The sequence below is a fragment of the Cohnella sp. SGD-V74 genome, from assembly GCF_003001675.1.
GTDB lineage: Bacteria > Bacillota > Bacilli > Paenibacillales > Paenibacillaceae > Cohnella.
The window spans coordinates 19,754-38,379 of sequence record NZ_PVYW01000006.1; the positions used below are offsets into that span (position 1 = coordinate 19,754).

At 57.2% G+C, this 18,626-nt stretch carries 14 protein-coding genes; 5 read left to right on the forward strand and 9 right to left on the reverse strand.

What is annotated here, in order from left to right; all coding sequences use genetic code 11:
- Positions 1–80 precede the first annotated feature (80 nt).
- Positions 81–1,694 (forward strand): copper amine oxidase N-terminal domain-containing protein, encoded by a 1,614-nt coding sequence (locus B0G52_RS10995; RefSeq protein ID WP_094044115.1) that lies wholly within the window; start codon positions 81–83, stop codon positions 1,692–1,694.
- Between the two features lie 64 nt (positions 1,695–1,758).
- Here B0G52_RS10995 and B0G52_RS11000 read toward each other — a convergent pair whose 3' ends face one another.
- The 7 genes from B0G52_RS11000 to B0G52_RS11030 all read right to left on the reverse strand — a co-directional run bounded on the left by B0G52_RS11000 (position 1,759) and on the right by B0G52_RS11030 (position 11,398).
- The gene (locus tag B0G52_RS11000) at positions 1,759–2,301 is read right to left on the reverse strand and encodes an RNA polymerase sigma factor (RefSeq protein ID WP_094044117.1); all 543 of its coding nucleotides are present in this window, start codon (positions 2,299–2,301) and stop codon (positions 1,759–1,761) included.
- A gap of 103 nt (positions 2,302–2,404) precedes the next feature.
- Positions 2,405–3,082 carry a TIGR00266 family protein gene (locus tag B0G52_RS11005; protein WP_094044119.1) on the reverse strand — a complete coding sequence of 226 codons (678 nt, stop codon included), beginning with the start codon at positions 3,080–3,082 and terminating at the stop codon, positions 2,405–2,407.
- An 18-nt stretch (positions 3,083–3,100) separates the two neighbouring features.
- Entirely contained in the window at positions 3,101–3,697 is a 597-nt protein-coding gene (locus tag B0G52_RS11010; RefSeq protein WP_094044121.1) for a hypothetical protein, read from the reverse strand.
- A gap of 471 nt (positions 3,698–4,168) precedes the next feature.
- On the reverse strand, positions 4,169–6,274 hold the full coding sequence (locus tag B0G52_RS11015) for a beta-galactosidase (protein ID WP_094044123.1): 2,106 nt from the start codon (positions 6,272–6,274) through the stop codon (positions 4,169–4,171).
- Between the two features lie 79 nt (positions 6,275–6,353).
- Entirely contained in the window at positions 6,354–7,949 is a 1,596-nt protein-coding gene (locus B0G52_RS11020) for an ABC transporter substrate-binding protein (RefSeq protein WP_233162582.1), read from the reverse strand.
- A gap of 42 nt (positions 7,950–7,991) precedes the next feature.
- Entirely contained in the window at positions 7,992–9,551 is a 1,560-nt protein-coding gene (locus tag B0G52_RS11025) for a response regulator (RefSeq protein WP_094044127.1), read from the reverse strand.
- 110 nt (positions 9,552–9,661) lie between these two features.
- Positions 9,662–11,398, reverse strand: coding sequence for a sensor histidine kinase (locus B0G52_RS11030; RefSeq protein WP_094044129.1), 1,737 nt, complete (start codon positions 11,396–11,398; stop codon positions 9,662–9,664).
- 207 nt (positions 11,399–11,605) lie between these two features.
- On the opposite strand from B0G52_RS11030, the gene B0G52_RS11035 reads away from it, so the two are divergent.
- The 4 genes from B0G52_RS11035 (at position 11,606) to B0G52_RS11050 (ending at position 16,422) form a co-directional block, all read left to right on the forward strand.
- A complete protein-coding gene (locus tag B0G52_RS11035) occupies positions 11,606–12,526 on the forward strand; it encodes an ABC transporter permease (protein WP_094044131.1) in 921 nt (306 codons plus the stop codon).
- A 15-nt stretch (positions 12,527–12,541) separates the two neighbouring features.
- Positions 12,542–13,477: a carbohydrate ABC transporter permease gene (locus B0G52_RS11040; protein WP_094044133.1), complete on the forward strand. Its 936-nt coding sequence runs from the start codon at positions 12,542–12,544 to the stop codon at positions 13,475–13,477.
- Between the two features lie 213 nt (positions 13,478–13,690).
- Entirely contained in the window at positions 13,691–15,280 is a 1,590-nt protein-coding gene (locus B0G52_RS11045; RefSeq protein WP_094044135.1) for an ABC transporter substrate-binding protein, read from the forward strand.
- Between the two features lie 449 nt (positions 15,281–15,729).
- The gene (locus B0G52_RS11050; protein WP_233162584.1) at positions 15,730–16,422 is read left to right on the forward strand and encodes a class I SAM-dependent methyltransferase; all 693 of its coding nucleotides are present in this window, start codon (positions 15,730–15,732) and stop codon (positions 16,420–16,422) included.
- A 218-nt stretch (positions 16,423–16,640) separates the two neighbouring features.
- Here B0G52_RS11050 and B0G52_RS11055 read toward each other — a convergent pair whose 3' ends face one another.
- Entirely contained in the window at positions 16,641–17,738 is a 1,098-nt protein-coding gene (locus B0G52_RS11055; protein WP_094044139.1) for a toxic anion resistance protein, read from the reverse strand.
- Between the two features lie 72 nt (positions 17,739–17,810).
- Positions 17,811–18,563: a hypothetical protein gene (locus tag B0G52_RS11060; protein ID WP_094044141.1), complete on the reverse strand. Its 753-nt coding sequence runs from the start codon at positions 18,561–18,563 to the stop codon at positions 17,811–17,813.
- Positions 18,564–18,626: the final 63 nt, after the last annotated feature.

Below are 18,626 nucleotides of genomic sequence, written 5' to 3' on the forward strand. Positions count from 1 at the left end.
TTACAAACGCGGCATGTTAGCTTTCTGTTATCGGGGCCTAGTATAGTCGTCTCTATCAAACTTAAGGAGTGAAGCTGCACGTGAAAAAAACATTGGCCCTGCTGATCGCGTCGTTACTGCTTATCTCGCTGCTGCCCGGATTAGGCTCGGGCACGGCGCGCGCCGGGGATACGATCTACTGGGGCGAAGAGCAAAGCGCGGTCTACGATCAAATTCATCCTTACACCTTGAACTGGACGGGCGACGTCCTGGACCGGGGCGGGCTTAACTTGGCCTCGATGAAATACGAGAGCAAGAGCGCCAGCGCGGACATCGTCATCAACCAATACGGGGACATCGGAGCGCTGTCGATCCGCAAGCTGTCCGGAGAAGCGCTGAGCGATCCGACCCCGCGTTCGACGAGCGGCTTCTCCAATTCGCTTCGGCTGGAACAAGGCGCCGTCTACCTGGTCGTTCTGCACGACACGTCCTACGCGAAAATCCGCATCGACCAGATTTTCCCGGACAACGGATTCTCGATTACGAAGCTCAAGTTCTCCTACGTCTTCGAAGCGCCGGAGCCTCCGGCGGCCGGCGGCGGCTTGGGCAGCGGTTCGGCGGGCCTGGACATCGGCTCGCCCACGCTCGATCTGCTTGATCCGGCCGAAATCTATGTGTTCGAGGGAGAAGGAGCGATCACGATTCCCTGGACTCCGTCCCCCGGGGAATACAGCTGGGATATTTACCGTTCGGACAACGGCGCTCCCTATGCGAAAGTGACCGACTTCGTCATCACGGAGCATGAATACACCGATCATTACGTATTCATTGGCCGTACGTACTTGTACAAACTGGTGTCGTACGATCGCAGCGGCAAACCGCTGGCCGTATCGGACCCGATCATGGTCACGCTTGTCCCGCTCGGTCAGGGCGGCTCGTCCGGGAACAACCCGCCTGCCGGCCATCCGGCTCCAACCTCCAAGCGAATCGTGCTCCAGCTCGGCAACACGACCGCTTACGTCAATGACAAGGCGCACAAGCTGGAAGTCGCTCCGTTCAACTATAACGGACGAACGGTCCTCCCGCTCCGCTTCGTCGGAGAAGCGCTTGGCCTCGACGTCAAATGGAACGGCCAAACCCGCAGCATCACGCTGAAAAGCGACAAGGACACGATCGTGCTCGTCCTCGACGACTCCCAGGCGACGGTGAACGGCAAACGCGTCATGATGGACGTTCCCGCCTTCATTCACAACAAAGTGACAATGGTGCCGATCCGCTTCGTCAGCGAGCAGTTGAAGCAGAAGATTACCTTCGACAACGCCACGAAAAAGATTACGATAGAAGGCCAGAGCGCTGCCGGTTCTTCGTCTTCATCGGGCTCGTCCGGCGGCGGATCTCCGTCGTCCTCGGGAGCATCCGGAGGCGAGAAGCAGCCATCCGACACGGGTGCTTCCTACTTCGTCGGCAGCTGGAGCATGTGGGTTCCGGCCGGCAGAGACGGAGCGGACGGCGGCACGCTGACCATCCATGCCGACGGCACGTTCTCCTACAGTTGGAACGGAGCCAAGACCGGCACGTGGAGCTACGACAAAGCGACGGGCAAGCTGCTGCTGTCCGGCTACAAGAGCGGCTGGGACTGGACCGTCACCAGAACGGATAAAGGCATAACCGTGTCGACGCTTGGCGTATACGAGACGGGAGTTCGCTTGAAGTAGCGGACCTCCGGAATGCAAAACAGCCGAGAAGCCCGGCGACTGCCGGAGTTCTCGGCTTGCTTGTTCAACCCTTGTCCAGATGCTTGCGAAGCAGATCTCTGCCCCGCTTAAGGCGCGACTTGACCGTGTTCATTTTCACCTGATTCATCTCCACGATCTCTTCCATCGACATGTCCAGCACGTACCGCTGATACACCATAAGCCGATAAGCCTTCGGCAGCTTGTCGATGGCGGCGAGCAGATGCTCCGAAGTCTCCTTCAGAATAAGCGCATCCTCGGGCCGGCTCGCTTCGGCGACCTGATTCTCCCATCCCTCGTGGTTCATCATCGGATGGTTGAGGGTGAGCTTCGTCTTCCTTTTGCGCAGCATGTCGATGCAGATGTTTTTCGTCGTCGTGAAAATAAGCGAGGAGACCGACCCCGCCGGATCGAGGCGTTCGAAGTTCACGTAGAGCTTAAGGAACGTCTCCTGCACGGCTTCCTCGGTATCCGTCTTGCTCCGCAATATTTTCCATGCGAAGCTGAATATTTTATCTTTATAATGCTCGAATAATTGCTCGTAAGAGACGACCGGCAATCCCCGGCCGACTGCGGGCTGCATATCCATAGGCTTTGCACCTCTTCCCCGTAAATCTCAGTATTCTCTATTATAACACCATAGAGCTTGCCTGTTCGATATTCACAGAAAATTCGCAAAACCTTTTTCAGCCCTATCTGCCCGGAAGAAACTTCTTGATCCAGTTGCCGAAGCCCGACGGATTGCGGGTCTGAATGAGCACGATCCCTTCGCCTCGGAAGCGGCAGACGAGACCTTCGCCGCTCGTGATGCTGGAGAACCAGCCTTTGGACGCTTTCTCGATCGAATAGTGAACGTAATCCGGCCAGGCCACGAGATGACCGTTGTCGATAATGCGCTCTTCTCCCGGTGCGAGATTAACCGCGTGGATCGAACCGTACGAAGCCAGGAACACCGTGCCTTTTCCGCTGATCTCGATAATGAAGAAACCTTCGCCCGACAGCAGGCCGCGGCTCAGGTTTTGCATTTTCGTATTGACCTGGATGCCGCTCGTTCCGGCGAGGAATCCGTCCTTCTGGACGAGAAGCCGGTAAGACCCGTCCAATTCGACGGCCTGAATGTCTCCGATGGAAGACGGCGCGAGCAGCACTTCTCCGCCGCCGCGGTTCGCCGACAGCTCCTGGAAGAAGAACGTCTCCCCGCTGAGCATCCGGCCGAGTCCCGCCATAATGCCCCCGTCCGCCGTTCCCTTGACGTCGACGTTCGGAGACATGGACACCATCGCTCCCGACTCGGCTTTCAGACTTTCTCCGGCCTGCAGTTGAACTTTCAGCATGGCGAAGGCGCCCTGGTACAACAGTTCGTATTTCACGACAATTCCTCCTATAGATTAAAATCGGCGTCCGCGCGAGAAATCGTCCCCGAAGCCGTTATCGTTGTTCTTATTCGTCAACCCGCTCATCCTGCCGATCGCGTCTTTATAGATGCGCGTAATCTCCTGCACTTTGTCGAACTCTTCGTCTCCCGGCCCCAGATTCTGATAGAACATTTTCTCCAGCACCGTCTGATAGAGTCGAAGGCGGTCCTCGAGCCGCTCCCGTTCTTGTGCGACGATTTCTTCGAGCGTATGCTGCCCGACCCAGCGGTCGATCTCATCCCCCGTTCCGAGCTCCGTTGCCGGGTCCCGTCCGGATCGTTCCCGTTCCGAAGGGATGCGCTCGTAGCGGTCGCCCGACACGTCGACGGAAGTGCGAAGCTGGGAGAGCAGAATGCGTTGTTTGGCCAGCATGACCTGAAAAAACTTGTTCCCGAGCAAATCCGCGACCACGAGGCGGCACATCTCCGGATTCCCCAGCAGCGTGGCGTCGTAAGGATGCAGAATCCACTGCTCCTGCTCGTAGAACAGGTTAAACTCGAACCAGGCTCCTCCGTAATTAAACCGAATGTTGATCGTGGAGGAATCCAAAACTTCAAAGGTAAAATCCAAGAGCCGCGACTCCTCTCTCCTGTTCGTCCTCTCTCTTATTAATAATAAACGGAATAGTTAGGCAATACTAGCCCCTCAGCCCTTCGCGAAGCCTCTCCCGTCGGCGTCTCCGCTCCAAAATCCGCGGCGGCGGTTTTACGTGGGGAATTAGCAGGTTTCTTGGAACATCTCGCGCGGAACAGCGGCTTCTCGAGGGGAATTAGCAGGTTTCTTAGAACATCTCGGACGAAATAGCGGCTTTTCGAGGGGAGTTAGCAGGTTTCTTAGAACATCTCGGACGAAATAGCGGCTTTTCGAGGGGAGTTAGCAGGTTTCTTAGAACATCTCGGACGAAATAGCGGCTTTTCGAGGGGAGTTAGCAGGTTTCTTAGCACATCGCTCTCCGCGAGCATAATAAAAAGCACAACCCGCAGGCTCCAATCGTTCCGTGCCCGCGGGTTGTGCCCTTGTTCGCTAGTTTACCATAGTCCGCTAATTAGCCGTCTGCCGCCTCAAGATGCGAGCGCCGTTCGCCGGAAGCTCAATCCGGCCGGATGCGCGTTCGCCCGTCTCCGCGTCCTCGTAGTCGGCTTTATCAAGCTCGACCGTCGCCTCGCCGCCCGAGAAGTTCAGCAGGAAGACGTAGTCGGTGACGCCGTCGCTGCGCAGCTGGGCGGTTACTCCCGGCGGCAGCTCGCCGTCGATGGCCCGGCGGACGCCGGCCTGCTGCGCAAGCTTGCCGTAGAACGCCTGATAGAAGGCGTCATCCGCGATTCTCGCCGCCAAATAATACGCCGCGCCGTCCCCGAGACGATTCACGGTCAGCGCCGGACGTCCCGCGTAGAAGTCGCCTCCGTACACGGCCAGCACCTCCGCCGTCTCGGCGTGGATGAGCTCGCACAGCTCGCGCACCTCGAACGTCCCCTCGATGCCGAGCGCGTTGGCGGCCGCCATCACGGCCGAATTGCGGTCGTTGTCGTACAGCCCCTCGATCTCCTCGGCCCAGATGCCGACCGTCTGCCGCAGCGGTCCGGGAAATCCGCCGAGATGACACAGGTCGTTCTCGTTCACGACGCCGCTCCAATAAGTAACCGCCGCGATGCCGCCGTCCCGCACGAAACGCTCGATCTTCCGTCCGGTCTCCTCGCGCAGCAGATAAGCCATCGGAACGAGCAGCAGCTTGTATCCGCTCAGGTCGTCTCCGGAGCCGATGATATCGGTCGGCACGCCCAGCTCCCAGAGCGCACGGTAATGCTGCGTCACCGTCTTCTCATAGTGGATGCCGCAATTGCGCGGGCCCTGCGCGTCGTTAACCGCCCAGCGGTTGTCCCAGTCGAACAGGATCGCCGCTTCGGCCGGCACCGGCGTGCCCACGAGATCCGTCAGTCCGGCCAAAGTACGGCCCAGCTCGGCGACATCCCCGAATACGCGCGTGTTCTCGTGCCCGACATGGTCGACGACGGCGCCGTGAAACTTCTCGCTGGACCCGCGGCTCTTGCGCCACTGGAAGTACTGCACCGTATCGGCTCCGTGCGCCACCGCCTGCAGAGAGGACAGACGGTGCATGCCGGGCCGCTTCAGCTTGCTCACCGGCTGCCAGTTCGTCAGGCTCGGCGTGCTCTCCATCAGCATGAACGGCTTCTTCTTCAATGAGCGGAACAAGTCGTGGTTGAAGGAAAACCACGAAGCGACGCCCGCGTCCGACTCGGCCTCGTGCCAGGTCGGATAAGCGTCCCAGGAGATGACGTCAAGCTCGTCCGCGAACGCGCGATAGTCAAGATCGTAAAATAAGTCCATCATATTCGTCGTGCAGGGCAGCTCCGGATTGGCCGCCTTGAGCGGCTTGACCTCATGCTTGTAGAAATCGAGCGTACGATCGGTTACGAAGCGACGCCAATCCAGATTGTGGCCGTGCACCATCGTCTCGCCGTGCGGCGCCGGCGATTCCACCTGCGACCAGTCCGTATACGTGTGGCTCCAGAAGGCGGTCCACCATGCCAGATTCAGCGCTTCAAGCGTGCCGTACCTGGCTTTCACCCACTCGCGGAACTCCTCCTGACAGTAGTCGCAATGGCATTCGCCGCCGAATTCGTTGGAGATGTGCCAGCCCACGACGGCCGGATGATGCGCGTACCGTTCGGCCAGCTTCGCGTTCATCAGAGCCGTCTTCTCCCGGTAGACCGGCGAAGAGTAGCAATGATTGTGCCGCAGGCCGTGCAGGTTCCGAACGCGGTTCGCGCCGACGCGCAGCACTTCCGGATATTTCTGCGACATCCATGTCGGCCTTGCGCCGCTCGGCGTCGCCAGCCAGGCGTAAATGCCGTTGGCCGCGAACGTGTCCAGCACTTGGTCGAGCCAGCCGAATTCGAAGCGGCCTTCCTCCGGCTCCAGCGCCGCCCAGGCGAAGATGCCGACCGACATGACGTTGCAGCCCGCGAGCTTCATCAGGCGTATATCTTCCTCAAGCACCTTCGGATCGTGAAGCCATTGATCCGGATTGTAATCCGCGCCGTGCATCATGACCGGCAACTTCGCGCTAATCGGAGGAAGCTTCCCCGCGACGCCGCTCCCTTTTCCGATACCGTTGTCTAAAGCCATCTTCGTTCATCTCCCTGATTGTGCTATATAACCGTCAACTCGAAAGGTTGCCCATTGCTTAGCTGCTTCTCGGCATGCTTTATTCGTTCGACCGGCTTAGGAACGCATCGATCTGCGCCTGCAATTCCCGAGCGATCTTCTCGATGCCCGCGGTCTTAAGCTGGCTGAGCAGCTCCGCCTGACCCTTGTCCAGATCCTGGATCAGACCGTATTCCAGCGGAATGGCGTAACGAAGCATGACGTTGCCGACATTGGCCACCTCGGTCTTCACGGCGGCGTCGTTGAACACGAACGTCTCCAGCGGAAAATGAACCATTTCGTCCAGCCATCTGTCGTGAACGGCGGCCGCTTCTTCCGGGTAAGCGGCATCCGTCCGGTTCAGGGGCGAGTTCCATCCCCAATTGGAGAAGCCGGTGTAATTGGCCGCGCTCGGACCGCTCCGCATCTTGTCTTCGCCTGCCGGCTCGTAATGCTTGCCGGCGATGCCGTACATGGCAAGATCGTGGATCTCCTTGTCGTTCTGCAGCAGATCGATCAGCATCAAGGAACGCTCCACTTGCTTCGAGACGGCATGGACCGCCAGTCCGTTCTGGGTAGAGATGGCTCCGATCTTCATCTTGCCGGGGGTCAAGTCGACGATCGCGCCTTCGAACTCCGGCCTGTCGCGGCGCATCTCGACGAGATTGATCGCCATCGTTCCCAAGTTGTGCGCGTACGATGCGGTTTTGCCGGCCAGCATGTCCTGCCACACGTCGGTCTTGTTCGTGATGATGTTTTTCGACCAGCCGTTATGGTCCGCCAAATCTTTGTAGTACGAGAGCAGCTCGCGGAATTCCGGCGTCTCGTAGACGTTGAACACCCGTCCCTCCGGGTCGTCCAGCCGATAAGCGAACGGAATGCTGTAGTCGACCAGGTTCCACTCGTTTTGCTGCTCCAGCAGGATTTGATCCAGCTCGTGCCACTTCCAGCCGTCTGCCGGCTTGGCCCCGAATGCGCCGATTCCCCGCTCCCCGGTTCCGATCGTCTTCAAGTAAGCCGCGAACGTCTGCGGATCTTTCACCGGGTCGAGACCGTATTTCTTGCGCAAGTCGTCGCGGATAATGATCGCCTTGTCGGTGATTTCCTGATTATTGTTCGGAATCATGTACAGCTTGCCGTCCACTTTCGCTTGCTCCCAGGCGATATCCGGCATTAGCTCCCATGTCCTCGGGGCGTACCGGGAGAGCAGCTCTTCGTTCAGCTCCAGGAAGCCTCCCTTGATCGCTTGATCGTAGTAGAACGCCCAGTTGGCGGTATACGCGATATCGAAGTTTTCCTTCGCCGCGAATTTCAGCGGGTACTTCTGCGACCAATCCGACCAGTCGAGAAATTCAACCTCGACCGTCGCGTTGATCTTATCCTTGAGCAGCGAATTCAGCCGTCCGAACACTTCTTCGTAGTCCACCGGCTTGCCGCCGATGAGCAGCATCTTCAATCGAACTTCCCCGGCCCCGGCGGCGTTCGGATCGCGAACCGCCTGCTCCGATCCGGGAGCCGCTACAGCCCCGCCGGATTCTTGGGCGCTGTTCCGACCGTCCGCGCTCCCGTCCGTCTGGCCTCCGCCTCCACCTCCGCTTCCGCCGCCGCAGGCGCTCAGCAGAAGCGCCGAAGCGAGAATGACGGCCAGCTTTCGCATGCGCGATATGCCTCCCATATTCCCCCTCCTTAAGCGCAGACGCTAGATTTTGTGCTTCTTCCTGTACTCGCCCGGCGTCATGCCGGTCGCTTGCTTGAATTGCCGGTTGAAATAAAGAATGTTCTTATAGCCGGAGCGGTCGGCGATCTCGTAGATTTTAAGCGTCGGATCGGAGAGAAGCTCGCACACCCGGCGCATCTTCCGCTCGTTCAAGTATTGGCTGAAATGAACGCCGGTCTCTTCGAGGAACAAGTGGCCGAGATAGTTCGGCGTAAAGTCGAAATAAGCGGCCGTCTCCTTCAGCGTTACTTTCTGATCGAGCCGTTCCTCAATGTAGCGCATAATCTCCTCGATCAGCTTGCGCTTCTGCTTCCGCTTCTTGGAGTAGAGCAGCTCGGACAATTCGAACAGCCGCCGCCGAATCCACGACAGGATGTCGTGAATCGTCTCGAATTGGAACAGCCGCACCGGCTGATGCGACTCCCATTTCAGCAGCTCGTACAAATCCTCGTTCATCGCGGCGAGGCCGGCATGAAGCCGCGAAGTAATTCGCACAATCAGATCGTACGCCTCGCTCTTCCCGGTCGGAGCCGAATCGTCGAACAATTCGAGCAGGCCGTCGTCGACGGCGACGAGATCGTATTGCAGGATGGCTTCGAGCAGCCGGTCGACCGTCTCTCCGAAGCTCACCTCGTGCTTGTCCCGCGCCGATGTCTCCGATACGCCGCGGATGAGGCGGTTTTTGCCGAGCAGCCATTTCGCGCTGAGCGCCGCCTTCGCCTGACGATAGGACTCAAGCAGCTCGTCCTCGCTCTGCGCGAACGCGCCCGCCCCGACCGTCACGGTGAACGGCAGTTTCTCCCGCACTTCCCGAACCAGCTCTTCCAGCAAGCTGTCGCCGAGATCCTCGGGAGCCGCCGTCAGCAGCACGAACCGGCCGTGATGGTCCGGCAGCAGCATGCCGGCCTGATGGTCGGAGGCGAATCGCCGAAGGCATTCCGCCACCTGCCCGACCCGCTCCCGCTTCTCTTCCTCGGGCTTCTCCCGCAGGTTCAGTTCAAGATCGTCGATCTCGATCGTCGCCACGGATACGCCCGTCTCGCAGAGCGGCGCAAGCAGACTCTGGACGAGCGGGCCGCCTTCGGCTCCGTTCAGCCAGCGCAGCAGCAGCTCCTCGTTAACGAGAGAGAGCGCCTGCAGCATGGAGCGGCTCTGCTCCCGTTCCTGTTCGATCTTGCCGCACAGCGAGCCGAGCAGATCGTAGAGCTCCCGGTCTTCGACCGGCTTCAATAGATAACCCGAAGCGGCGATCTCGATCGCCCCTTTGGCGTAGCCGAAATCCTCGTGACCGCTGATGAAGACGATTTTCACGTTGGGCTGCAGCTTCTTGGCCCTGCGGGCGAAGTCGATGCCCGACAGGATCGGCATGCGGATGTCCGACAAAATAAGGTCCGCCTGCTCCTGCTCCAACACTTTCAAAGCCATAAACCCGGTGTTCACCGCGCCGACGATCTGCAGATCGAACGGACTGCCGGCGACTCTGCGCCGCATCCATTCCAGATCGACCGCTTCGTCGTCCACCAGCAAGATGCGAATGCTCATGCTGCTCCAGCCTCCTCCTCCGCAAGAAGGTATAGACTCTCCAAATTAGCATACCCGACGACTTCATTCGCGAACATATCGCGAAACAATGATCCTGCATACTTTTGCAACTATTCCGGTTCTCCGGACGCGGGGAGCGCGATCAGCACCGTCGTTCCGCCGCCGCGCACGGAGCCGATCCGCACCCCGTATTCCTTCCCGTATCTCAGCTTAATTCGCTCGTCCACGTTGCGCACGCCGTAGCCGCCCCCGTGGCTGGCCCCTTGCATGATGGTCTTCACCTGGGCGGGCGGCATGCCGACGCCGTCGTCGATCACCTTCAGCTCGATCCGGTCGCCGACCCGATGCCCGGTAATCCGGATCGTAATCGCGTCGCCGAACCAGGCATGCTTGAAAATATTTTCGACGAACGGCTGAAAAATGAGCTTGATAACCTGCACGTCCAAAATATCGGGCTCTACGTCCACGTGCACAGTGAACGCATCGGCATACTTGACCCGCTGAATGTCCAGATAGGTTTGGACCTGCTCCAGCTCCTTCTCCAGCGCGATGAACACCTGGCCTTTGTTCAGCGTCAACCGGTAGAAGCGGGACAGCCGCTGGATCATCTCGGTCGCCTTCCGCGTCTCTCCGAGATTGGCCAGACTGCTGATCGTCGACAGCGTGTTGAACAGAAAATGCGGGTTGATCTGGGCTTGCAGCGCCTCCAGCTCGGCCTGTTTCTTCTGCATGCCTTCCACGTACACGCTGTTGATCAGCTCCTGGATGTTGCCGGCCATCACGTTGAAGGAATCGGCGATGCGCACGAATTCGTCGTTGCCCGAGAAGCGAATCCGCTTCTGGAAGTTGCCCTCCTCGAAGGAGTGGACGAGCGAGACGATCCGTCTCATCTTGCGTCCGGACAGCCTTGCGACGACAAGACCGATGCCGGTCATCACGACGAAGCTCAGCAGACAGACGGCGACGATCGCCTTGCGGAGCCGACTGGCGTCCTTCGTCAAGTAAGAGGACGGGACGAACGATTCGATGGCGAGGGAAGATTCCGGGATTTCCTCCCGCAAGCTCAAATAACCCGCGTCGCTCCGGTCGGCCGTTCCCCGCTCGAACAGAACCGAATCCGCGGAGATGTCGCGCAGACGGAGCGCGATCCCCTCTTCCACCGGAAACGCGTCGAAGCTCCCCAGCAGGTCGGGCAGCTTCGCGGTGATGCGCACGTACCCGATCACCGTCGAATAATCGCTGTAGGACACCAGCTTGCGAATGTGCGAGATGTTCTCCAGCTGCGCGTCCGTATCGATCTGCAGCCAGTCGTTGTCCCTGCCCGTCCCCCGGTACGACTTGAACCATTCGGTGCGCTCGATCTCGGCAAAAGGAAGAATGTAATAGTCGTCTCCGTCGATCGGCTCGGACAGGTCGTCTCCCAGCACGTAATTCAGCTCTTCGTTCGTCACGTACAGAATCAGACGAATGTCGTTGCCGTACAGCTGGAGCGGAGATTGGATCTGCGGCACGATCTCGTCCAGCATCGTCAAATAAATATTCAGCGGGTCCCCTCTCGTCTGCAGAGCGCGTTGAAACGGCAGGCTGCCGAAGAGCGTGTCGGACATCCGCTGGATTTCGTCCATCTGGTATTCCATGTTTTCGCGCGCTTGCTCCATCGCCGTGCGGAGATTCGTCTCGGCCATCTCGGTTCGCGAATCGATCAGCATTCTATACGAGATGGAGCCGATGACGATGTCCGTCAGCAGAACGAGAATCAAGTACGGAATCATCGTTTTGTAGGTGAAGGGGATGTACCTCTTGATGCGCCCTTCCGCATGTGCCGACTTCGAAGCCGTTAGCGCCATATTTTCCGACCTTCCCCTCGGTTTGCAACGCCTTCATTGTAAGACAAGCAAATCCGGATGTGAATCCCCCTTCCGAGACCCGGGCGTCCCAACTCTCTCCATGCCAAATTCCGAATTGTAGATTTCGTACTAGTTTTCGTTGTTTCACATGATTAAATTCTTCGACCTGCGCTTGCATAATTAAAAGCGAGGAAAGGGGAGCAGCACATGCGACTACACAAATTTCTATACGACGTGAAACGCTACCGAACGATTCTGCTGATGCTGGCGCCGGCCGTCGCGTTCTTCCTGTTGTTCGCGTACGTCCCGATGGCCGGCATCGTTATCGCGTTCAAGCATTACGATTACGCGGGCGGAATTTTCGGCAGCGCCTGGAACGGACTGGCCAACTTTCGCTTCTTCTTCGAATCCGGGGATGCCTGGACGGTTACGAGGAATACGGCGCTGTACAATATCGCCTTCATAGCGGTGAACAACTTTTTGCAAATTTTCGCCGCGATTCTGCTGTTCGAGATCGGAGGCAAGTGGTTCCGCAAACTGACGCAATCGATCCTGTTTCTGCCGTACTTCATCTCCTGGGTCGTCGTCGGCGCGATCGCCTACAATCTGCTCAACTACGACATCGGCACCGTCAACGCGCTGCTGCGGGGGCTGGGACTTGAACCGGTCGACATTTACAACACGCCTTCCTACTGGCCGTTCATCCTCGTGGCCGTCTCCGCCTGGAAGACGCTCGGATACGGAACGGTCATGTACTTGGCCGCGATCGCGGGCATCGATACGGAGATGTACGAGGCGGCGGAGATCGACGGAGCGAACATTTTCCAACGCATTATGAAAATCACGCTGCCCAACCTGTATCCGACGCTGATCATTCTCGTGCTGCTGGCCGTCGGCAACATTTTCCGCGGAGACTTCGGCATGTTCTACAACATGGTCGGCAACAACGGAATTTTGTTCTCTTCGACCGACGTCATCGATACGTTCGTGTTCCGCTCGCTCATTACGTCGAACGATATCGGCATGTCCGCCGCTGCCGGCGTATTCCAGTCGGTGCTCGGCTTCGCGACCATCATGTCGGTCAACTACGCGGTTCGCAAATACGACAAAGACCGCGCCTTATTCTGATCGGGGGTTACGACAATGCAAACATCTACTGAGAGGCTGAATCCGCGCGCCCCGCTGCATTCGCGGGGACGACTGCAGAAAGACCGGCTGCTGTTCTCCGTCATCGGTTACGTGTCTCTGACGCTGCTGGCGCTGCTGTGCGTCCTGCCCTTCCTGCTCGTCGTCTCTTCGTCCTTGACGGAAGAAAGCACGATCATCGTGAAAGGGTATCCGTTTCTTCCGGTGGATTTCTCCCTGGAGGCGTACGGCATTCTGTTCAAGTATCCGACGCAGATGCTCAAGGCGTACATCGTGACGATCGGCGTAACGGCGGCGGGCACCTTGCTCGGCCTGTTCCTGACCTCGATGACGGCTTACGCCTTGTCCAGGAAAGATTTCAAATGGCGCAACCATTTCTCCTTCTTCTTCTTTTTCACGACGCTGTTCAGCGGGGGGCTTGTCCCTTGGTACCTGCTCATCGTCAACTACTTGCATATGAAGGATACGCCGCTTGCGCTCGTCATCCCGATGCTGCTCAACGTGTTCTACATCATCGTAATGAAGTCGTTCATGAGCAGCATTCCCGAAGCGATCGTAGAGTCGGCCAAAATCGACGGCGCAGGAGATTTTCTCATCTACGCTCGGCTCATTATCCCGCTGTCCAAGCCGGCGCTCGCCACCATCGGATTATTTCTCGCCTTGGCTTATTGGAACGATTGGTACAACGCCCTGCTCTTCGTCTCGAACGAAAACCTGATGCCGCTGCAGTACTATCTGTACAAGATGCTCGGCAACATGGACGGCATGCGCAAAGCGATGATGAGCGCCGGAGCCGTCGTCACGACGACGATTCCATCCGAAAGTCTGAAAATGGCGATGACGGTCGTCGCGACCGGTCCGATTCTGCTCGCCTATCCGTTCGTTCAGAGGTACTTCGTGCAAGGTCTGACGATCGGCGCCGTCAAAGGATGAGTCCGGGGAAACCCGGTTTATCACCAGGGCGTGTCTGAATACTTCGAGGGCAGCAGATGTTGCCGAATTTTCGTTCCATGCAAGGAACTTTTGTGAAGGCGTACCGGGGGTACGTCAAGCAAAAGTGACGCAGCAGGGGGCGAAAAGGCGGTGAAAGATGCCCCTGAGCGGGTTTTCAGACACGCCCCAATAAACCTTAGGGGGAAATCTCGAATGGCAACCAAAAAGAGCTTCCTGCTTCTCGCCGTTATACTATTGATCGCTACCGTTCTCGGCGCATGCGGCGGAAACAAAAACAGCAATAGCAATAGCAGCAGCACCCCGGCCGCCGAGAGCTCGGCGCCGGCTTCCAATTCGGCGGAATCGTCCGGAGAAACGGGAGCAAGCGGCGGCATCGACACTTCTGAGGAAGTGAAGCTGAAGATGATCTTCGTCGGCCCGAAGCCGGTCGATTATGACAGCGTATTCGGCGAAATCAACAAAAAGCTCAAGGAACAAATCAACGCCACGATCGAAGGCGAATTCCTCGACTGGTCGGATTGGGCGCAGAAATATCCGCTCAAGCTGGCGGCCAACGAAAACTTCGACCTGATCTATTCGGCGAACTGGGCCGGCTACAACGACCAGGCGCTCAAGGGCGGTTTCCTGGAGTTGACGGAAGACATGCTCTCCAAGTACATGCCGAAGACGTGGGAAGCGATGCCGAAGGTCAGCTGGGATCAAGCGAAGGTGAACGGCAAGCTGTACATGGTGCCGCAGAACCGCGGAGAATCCGTCGAGAAGCTCATTCTGTACCGTGAAGACCTGCGCAAGAAATACAATCTGCCGGCCATCGACAGCCCGGAAGCTTACGCGAATTACTTGAAGACGATTGCCCAGAACGAGAAAGGCGTTATCCCGTTCACTCCGGAAACCGGCGACTGGAAATACCACAACCTCGACCGCGTGCTGCTGAAGCAGGAGAACGAATGGAACATGTTCGATCTCGACATGCCGTTCGCGTTTAAGCTTAGCGATCCGAAGGGACAAGTGTTCAACGTCTTCGAAACTCAGGAATTCAAAGATCTGGCCAACTATTACAAAGATCTCGCCAGCAACAACGGCTGGTCCAAGAACGCCTTGAACAGCAAAAACGACCACCAGCAAGACTTCAAGCAAGGCAAAACGGCTTCGATCACGCATAACAACGGCACCTTGGGGGCGCTGATGGCGCTCATGCGCCAGGAAAATTCGCCGTACGAGGTGGCGCTGGCCGATATTAACCCGGACAAGGCCAAATCGGTGGCGATCTCGACGCAGAACGGCACGTCCGTCCATGCCACGTCCAAATACCCGGAACGCGCTCTGATGTTCATCGATCTGATGCAGAACGACAAGGAACTGCACGATCTGATCATGTATGGCATCGAAGGCGTCCACTACGAGAAGTCGGGCGAAGACAAATATATCGCAACCGACAAAAATCCGAACTACACCGGCTTCTCCAACTGGAGCTTCAACTCCCCGCTTAATCGCGACAACGTAGACTTCCCGCAGGAAGCCTCCGACCTCGTGAAGAAATGGGAAGAGCAAGTGTACCACTATCCGCTGGAAACGTTCGTCTTCGACAACAGCAAGGTGAAGACGGAAATCTCCAACCTCGGCAACGTCATGCTGCGTTATGCCATTCCGCTGGAGTACGGGGTCGTCAAAGACGTCGACGCCGGTCTCGCGGAGCTCAACAAGCAGCTGAAGGCCGCAGGTCTCGAGAAGGTTCAGCAAGAGCTGCAATCGCAGATCGACGCTTTCTTGGCGGCCCAGTAATAACGGTCCATGCATGCGGCAAGGCCGGCAAACCTCCTCGGACAAGAGAGGGTTTGCCGGCCTTTCTTGTATATTCGACATGCTCGCGCATTCCGTCTAAATCCGCTGGTCCTCCATTATTTCGACGATCGCTTCCGTCTTCTCGCTGCTCGCCGCCACGATCAGAAACACGATAACCAGTCCGATCAGCCCGTTCATCAGCATGCCGCTCACATCCCCTTCGCAAGTGTCCATGAGTCGAAAGTTATCGTTACTCCCAGTCTATCCGGGGGAATGAAGGAATATGATGGCAGACAAGCAAAAACGCTGCCTGAAATTATTGCTCCTCATCGCCGCTCTGTTCATAGGAATGTCCTATGTGTTCAATAGTTTTTATATATTTCAATAATAAGCTTATGTTGACTATGATCGATATTATAAGGAAGCTTGGATACTCGGGAGGCGGACAAGTGGAAAATCGCAATGATGTGAGCAGCAAATTCGATGAAGTTTCGCGCGAATACGATCGCCAAAGAAAAAAGCTTATCCCCTGCTTCGACGATTTCTATGGGGTTTCGGTGTCTGTAGCGGAAGCCGGCTCCGATTGCCCGGAAATATTGGACTTGGGCGCAGGCACGGGATTGTTCTCGTCGCTCATGCTGCGGAAGTATCCGCAGGCTAACATCACGTTAATCGATATTTCGGAGAAAATGTTGGACATCGCGAAGTCGCGGCTTGAGGGGGTCGCCAACGTCACCTATGTGCTGGACGATTATACTAATTATGTTGTTCCGGGCAAGTACGACATCATTGTTTCGGCTCTTTCAATTCACCATCTCACGGATGCGAACAAGCGGGCGCTGTACCGCAACGCTTATTCGAACTTGAAGAACAACGGCGTATTCGTCAATGCCGATCAGGTTCTGGGCCATACTCCGTTTATTGAGTCCCTGTACAAGAACGATTGGAAGAAAAAAGTCGAGGCCAGCGATCTGACCCGAGAGGAAATCGCGTCCGCCTATGAACGAACGAAACTCGATAAGATGACGGAGTTGGCGACGCAAATCGATTGGATGAGGGAAGTCGGCTTCTCTGACGCGGATTGCGTTTATAAGTATTTCAATTTCGTGGTTTTGTATGGGAGAAAAGGGGACTGTCCCTAAGTCGTAAGAACGCAACAAAAACATTATCGATAAATAAGAACGGGGTATATATCTCCTTACGCTGCAGATACGGTCATGAAATTAGGAATCGATTAACCCGTGACAGGGTAATTTCATGACCGTATGAAGCAGGCGCTTCGCTCTCCAGGAGATATATACCCCTTTTCTATCTCGATAATGCATGTTGCCTGACTTAGGGACAGTCCCTCTTCTTGGCCTTAATCGAGTAAGCTTGTCACGGAAGGCTGCTGGATCGCCGCCTGCGGCGAAGAAGCGGCGCCCGGCTGCAAGCCGAGCCGTTGCCCCATCTGCTTGTTGATCTCCTGCAGACGGCTCGTCTGCTCCGTAGCGGAAGCGATAATCGTCCGGTTGGATTCCTCGCACCGGTTGATCGCCGAGGTAAGATCGTTCATCGCCTGATTGATCTGCTCCATCGACATCGCCGATTTCGTCATCGCCTGCGTCGTCTTCTGCGTCGTCTCGTTGAGCATGCGCGCGTTCTCCGCGAATTGCTTGCCGAGCATGTCGTTCGTTGCGTTCACGGCGTCGATGACCTTCATCTGATCCTCGAGCGCGGTCGCGATCATCGCGGACACCGTGATCAGGTGCTGCGTCTTGTCGATCGTAGCGTCGACGGAATCGATCAGCTTGTCGTTGTTGTCGTTAATGATGTCCGAGCCGGCGATCGCCTGCTGGTACAGCATGATCATCTCCGTGAGCGCCTGGATGCGCGTCACGACTTTGCGCAGACCCTTCTCCAGCTGCGGCTTGCGGCTCTCGTTCTCAGGCTTGGCCAGTTCCTGCTCGAACAGCGTCTTCAGCTGGTTGCCCAGCTCGATGCGCTGCTGAACGTTGTACATTTCCTGAATGCACATCTGCTTCAGGTTGCGCATGTGCACGACGTTCTCTTCCAGCGTGTCCTTGCCGTTGCGCAGCGCCGAGATGATCGCTTGAACATTCGTCCGCACCGACTGGTATTTCATGATGTAGTTTTTCATCGGCGTTTTGCGAAGAATGCGTTGGAAAATAGACAGATCCTTCGCCCGGTTCAGGTCGTCGACCTCGTTGCGAAGCTTCATAATGTTGCCGGCGATCTCCGAGCGCTTGCCGCTGAGCAGATCGTTGAGCGGGCGCTCCAGCAAAGTCAGGTTGGCGCCGGCTTTCTCCATCGTCTTCTGGCCCATGCGGCCGACTTCGTCCATCAGGGAATCGAGCTGGGCGGCATCCGCCGACGAGATGCGTTGAATCGTAGCTTGCGCTTCTTGCTGGACCCTTACGGCGTCCGAATCTTTAAGCAGAATGGCTGGCGTACTCATGCATAAGTCCTCCCATCGAATGTTGAGGTTGTTCAAAAGCCGCTGAAAACCGGACTCTCTGAACTCGCTCTATTAGTTGCCTGCGCCGTAGCGCTGATGAATGAGCTCGGCCTTGTTTCTCAATTCCATAAGGTCCTTCTGCTCGATGAAGCTTGTATAGGTCGTAATCTGGTTGTCGATGTCCCGAATGCTGTTGAGCAGAAGCCGGCGGTTCTGCCGCTTCGCTTCTCCGCTCAAATGCAGGAAAGGCGTGATCGCCCCGTTCAGGTCCTTAAGCACGAGCCGCTTGATTTTGTGGTTGATGTCTCCGTTGTTGAAAGCGACCAATTGCGGAATGATGCGGTTCAACCGGACAAGAAGAGACAGCGTGCGCTGCACGATCTCGTTGTCGAGATTGTTCTTCTCCCCTTCGAGCAGCACCATGTCTTCGATCGTGCCGATGTATTCCATAATGGAATCCCACTCCGGCCCGAGATCCGAAGCTCTTGGCTCCGGAGCGGCCTGCTGCGGCGCCGCAACTGCCGGATTCGCCGGCGGCTGCCCTCCCGGACGGCTGGCTCCTCCGAACGGCTGAACGGCCGGCGGTATCCGCTGGGCCTGCTGCGCGTTGCCTCCCGCGGCCGCTGCGGCAGCCGCCGCGTTCGCCGCGTCCCGCTCGGCGGCCAGCTGGGCCACTTTGCGCTCGGCGTTGCGTATAACCGAAGCGAGCATCGTTCCCAGAATCGGAAAAACAAGCGCGATCGCGTCATGAACGAAAAAAGTCGAAATATAGCCTGCCGAATAACCGATGATGATGGACGCTAGTCCCCATTTCGAACGAAGCAAGTCCGCTACCTCCTGTCTATCCAACCGAATCCGACTGGCGTAAACGGTTAACCATGACTTTAG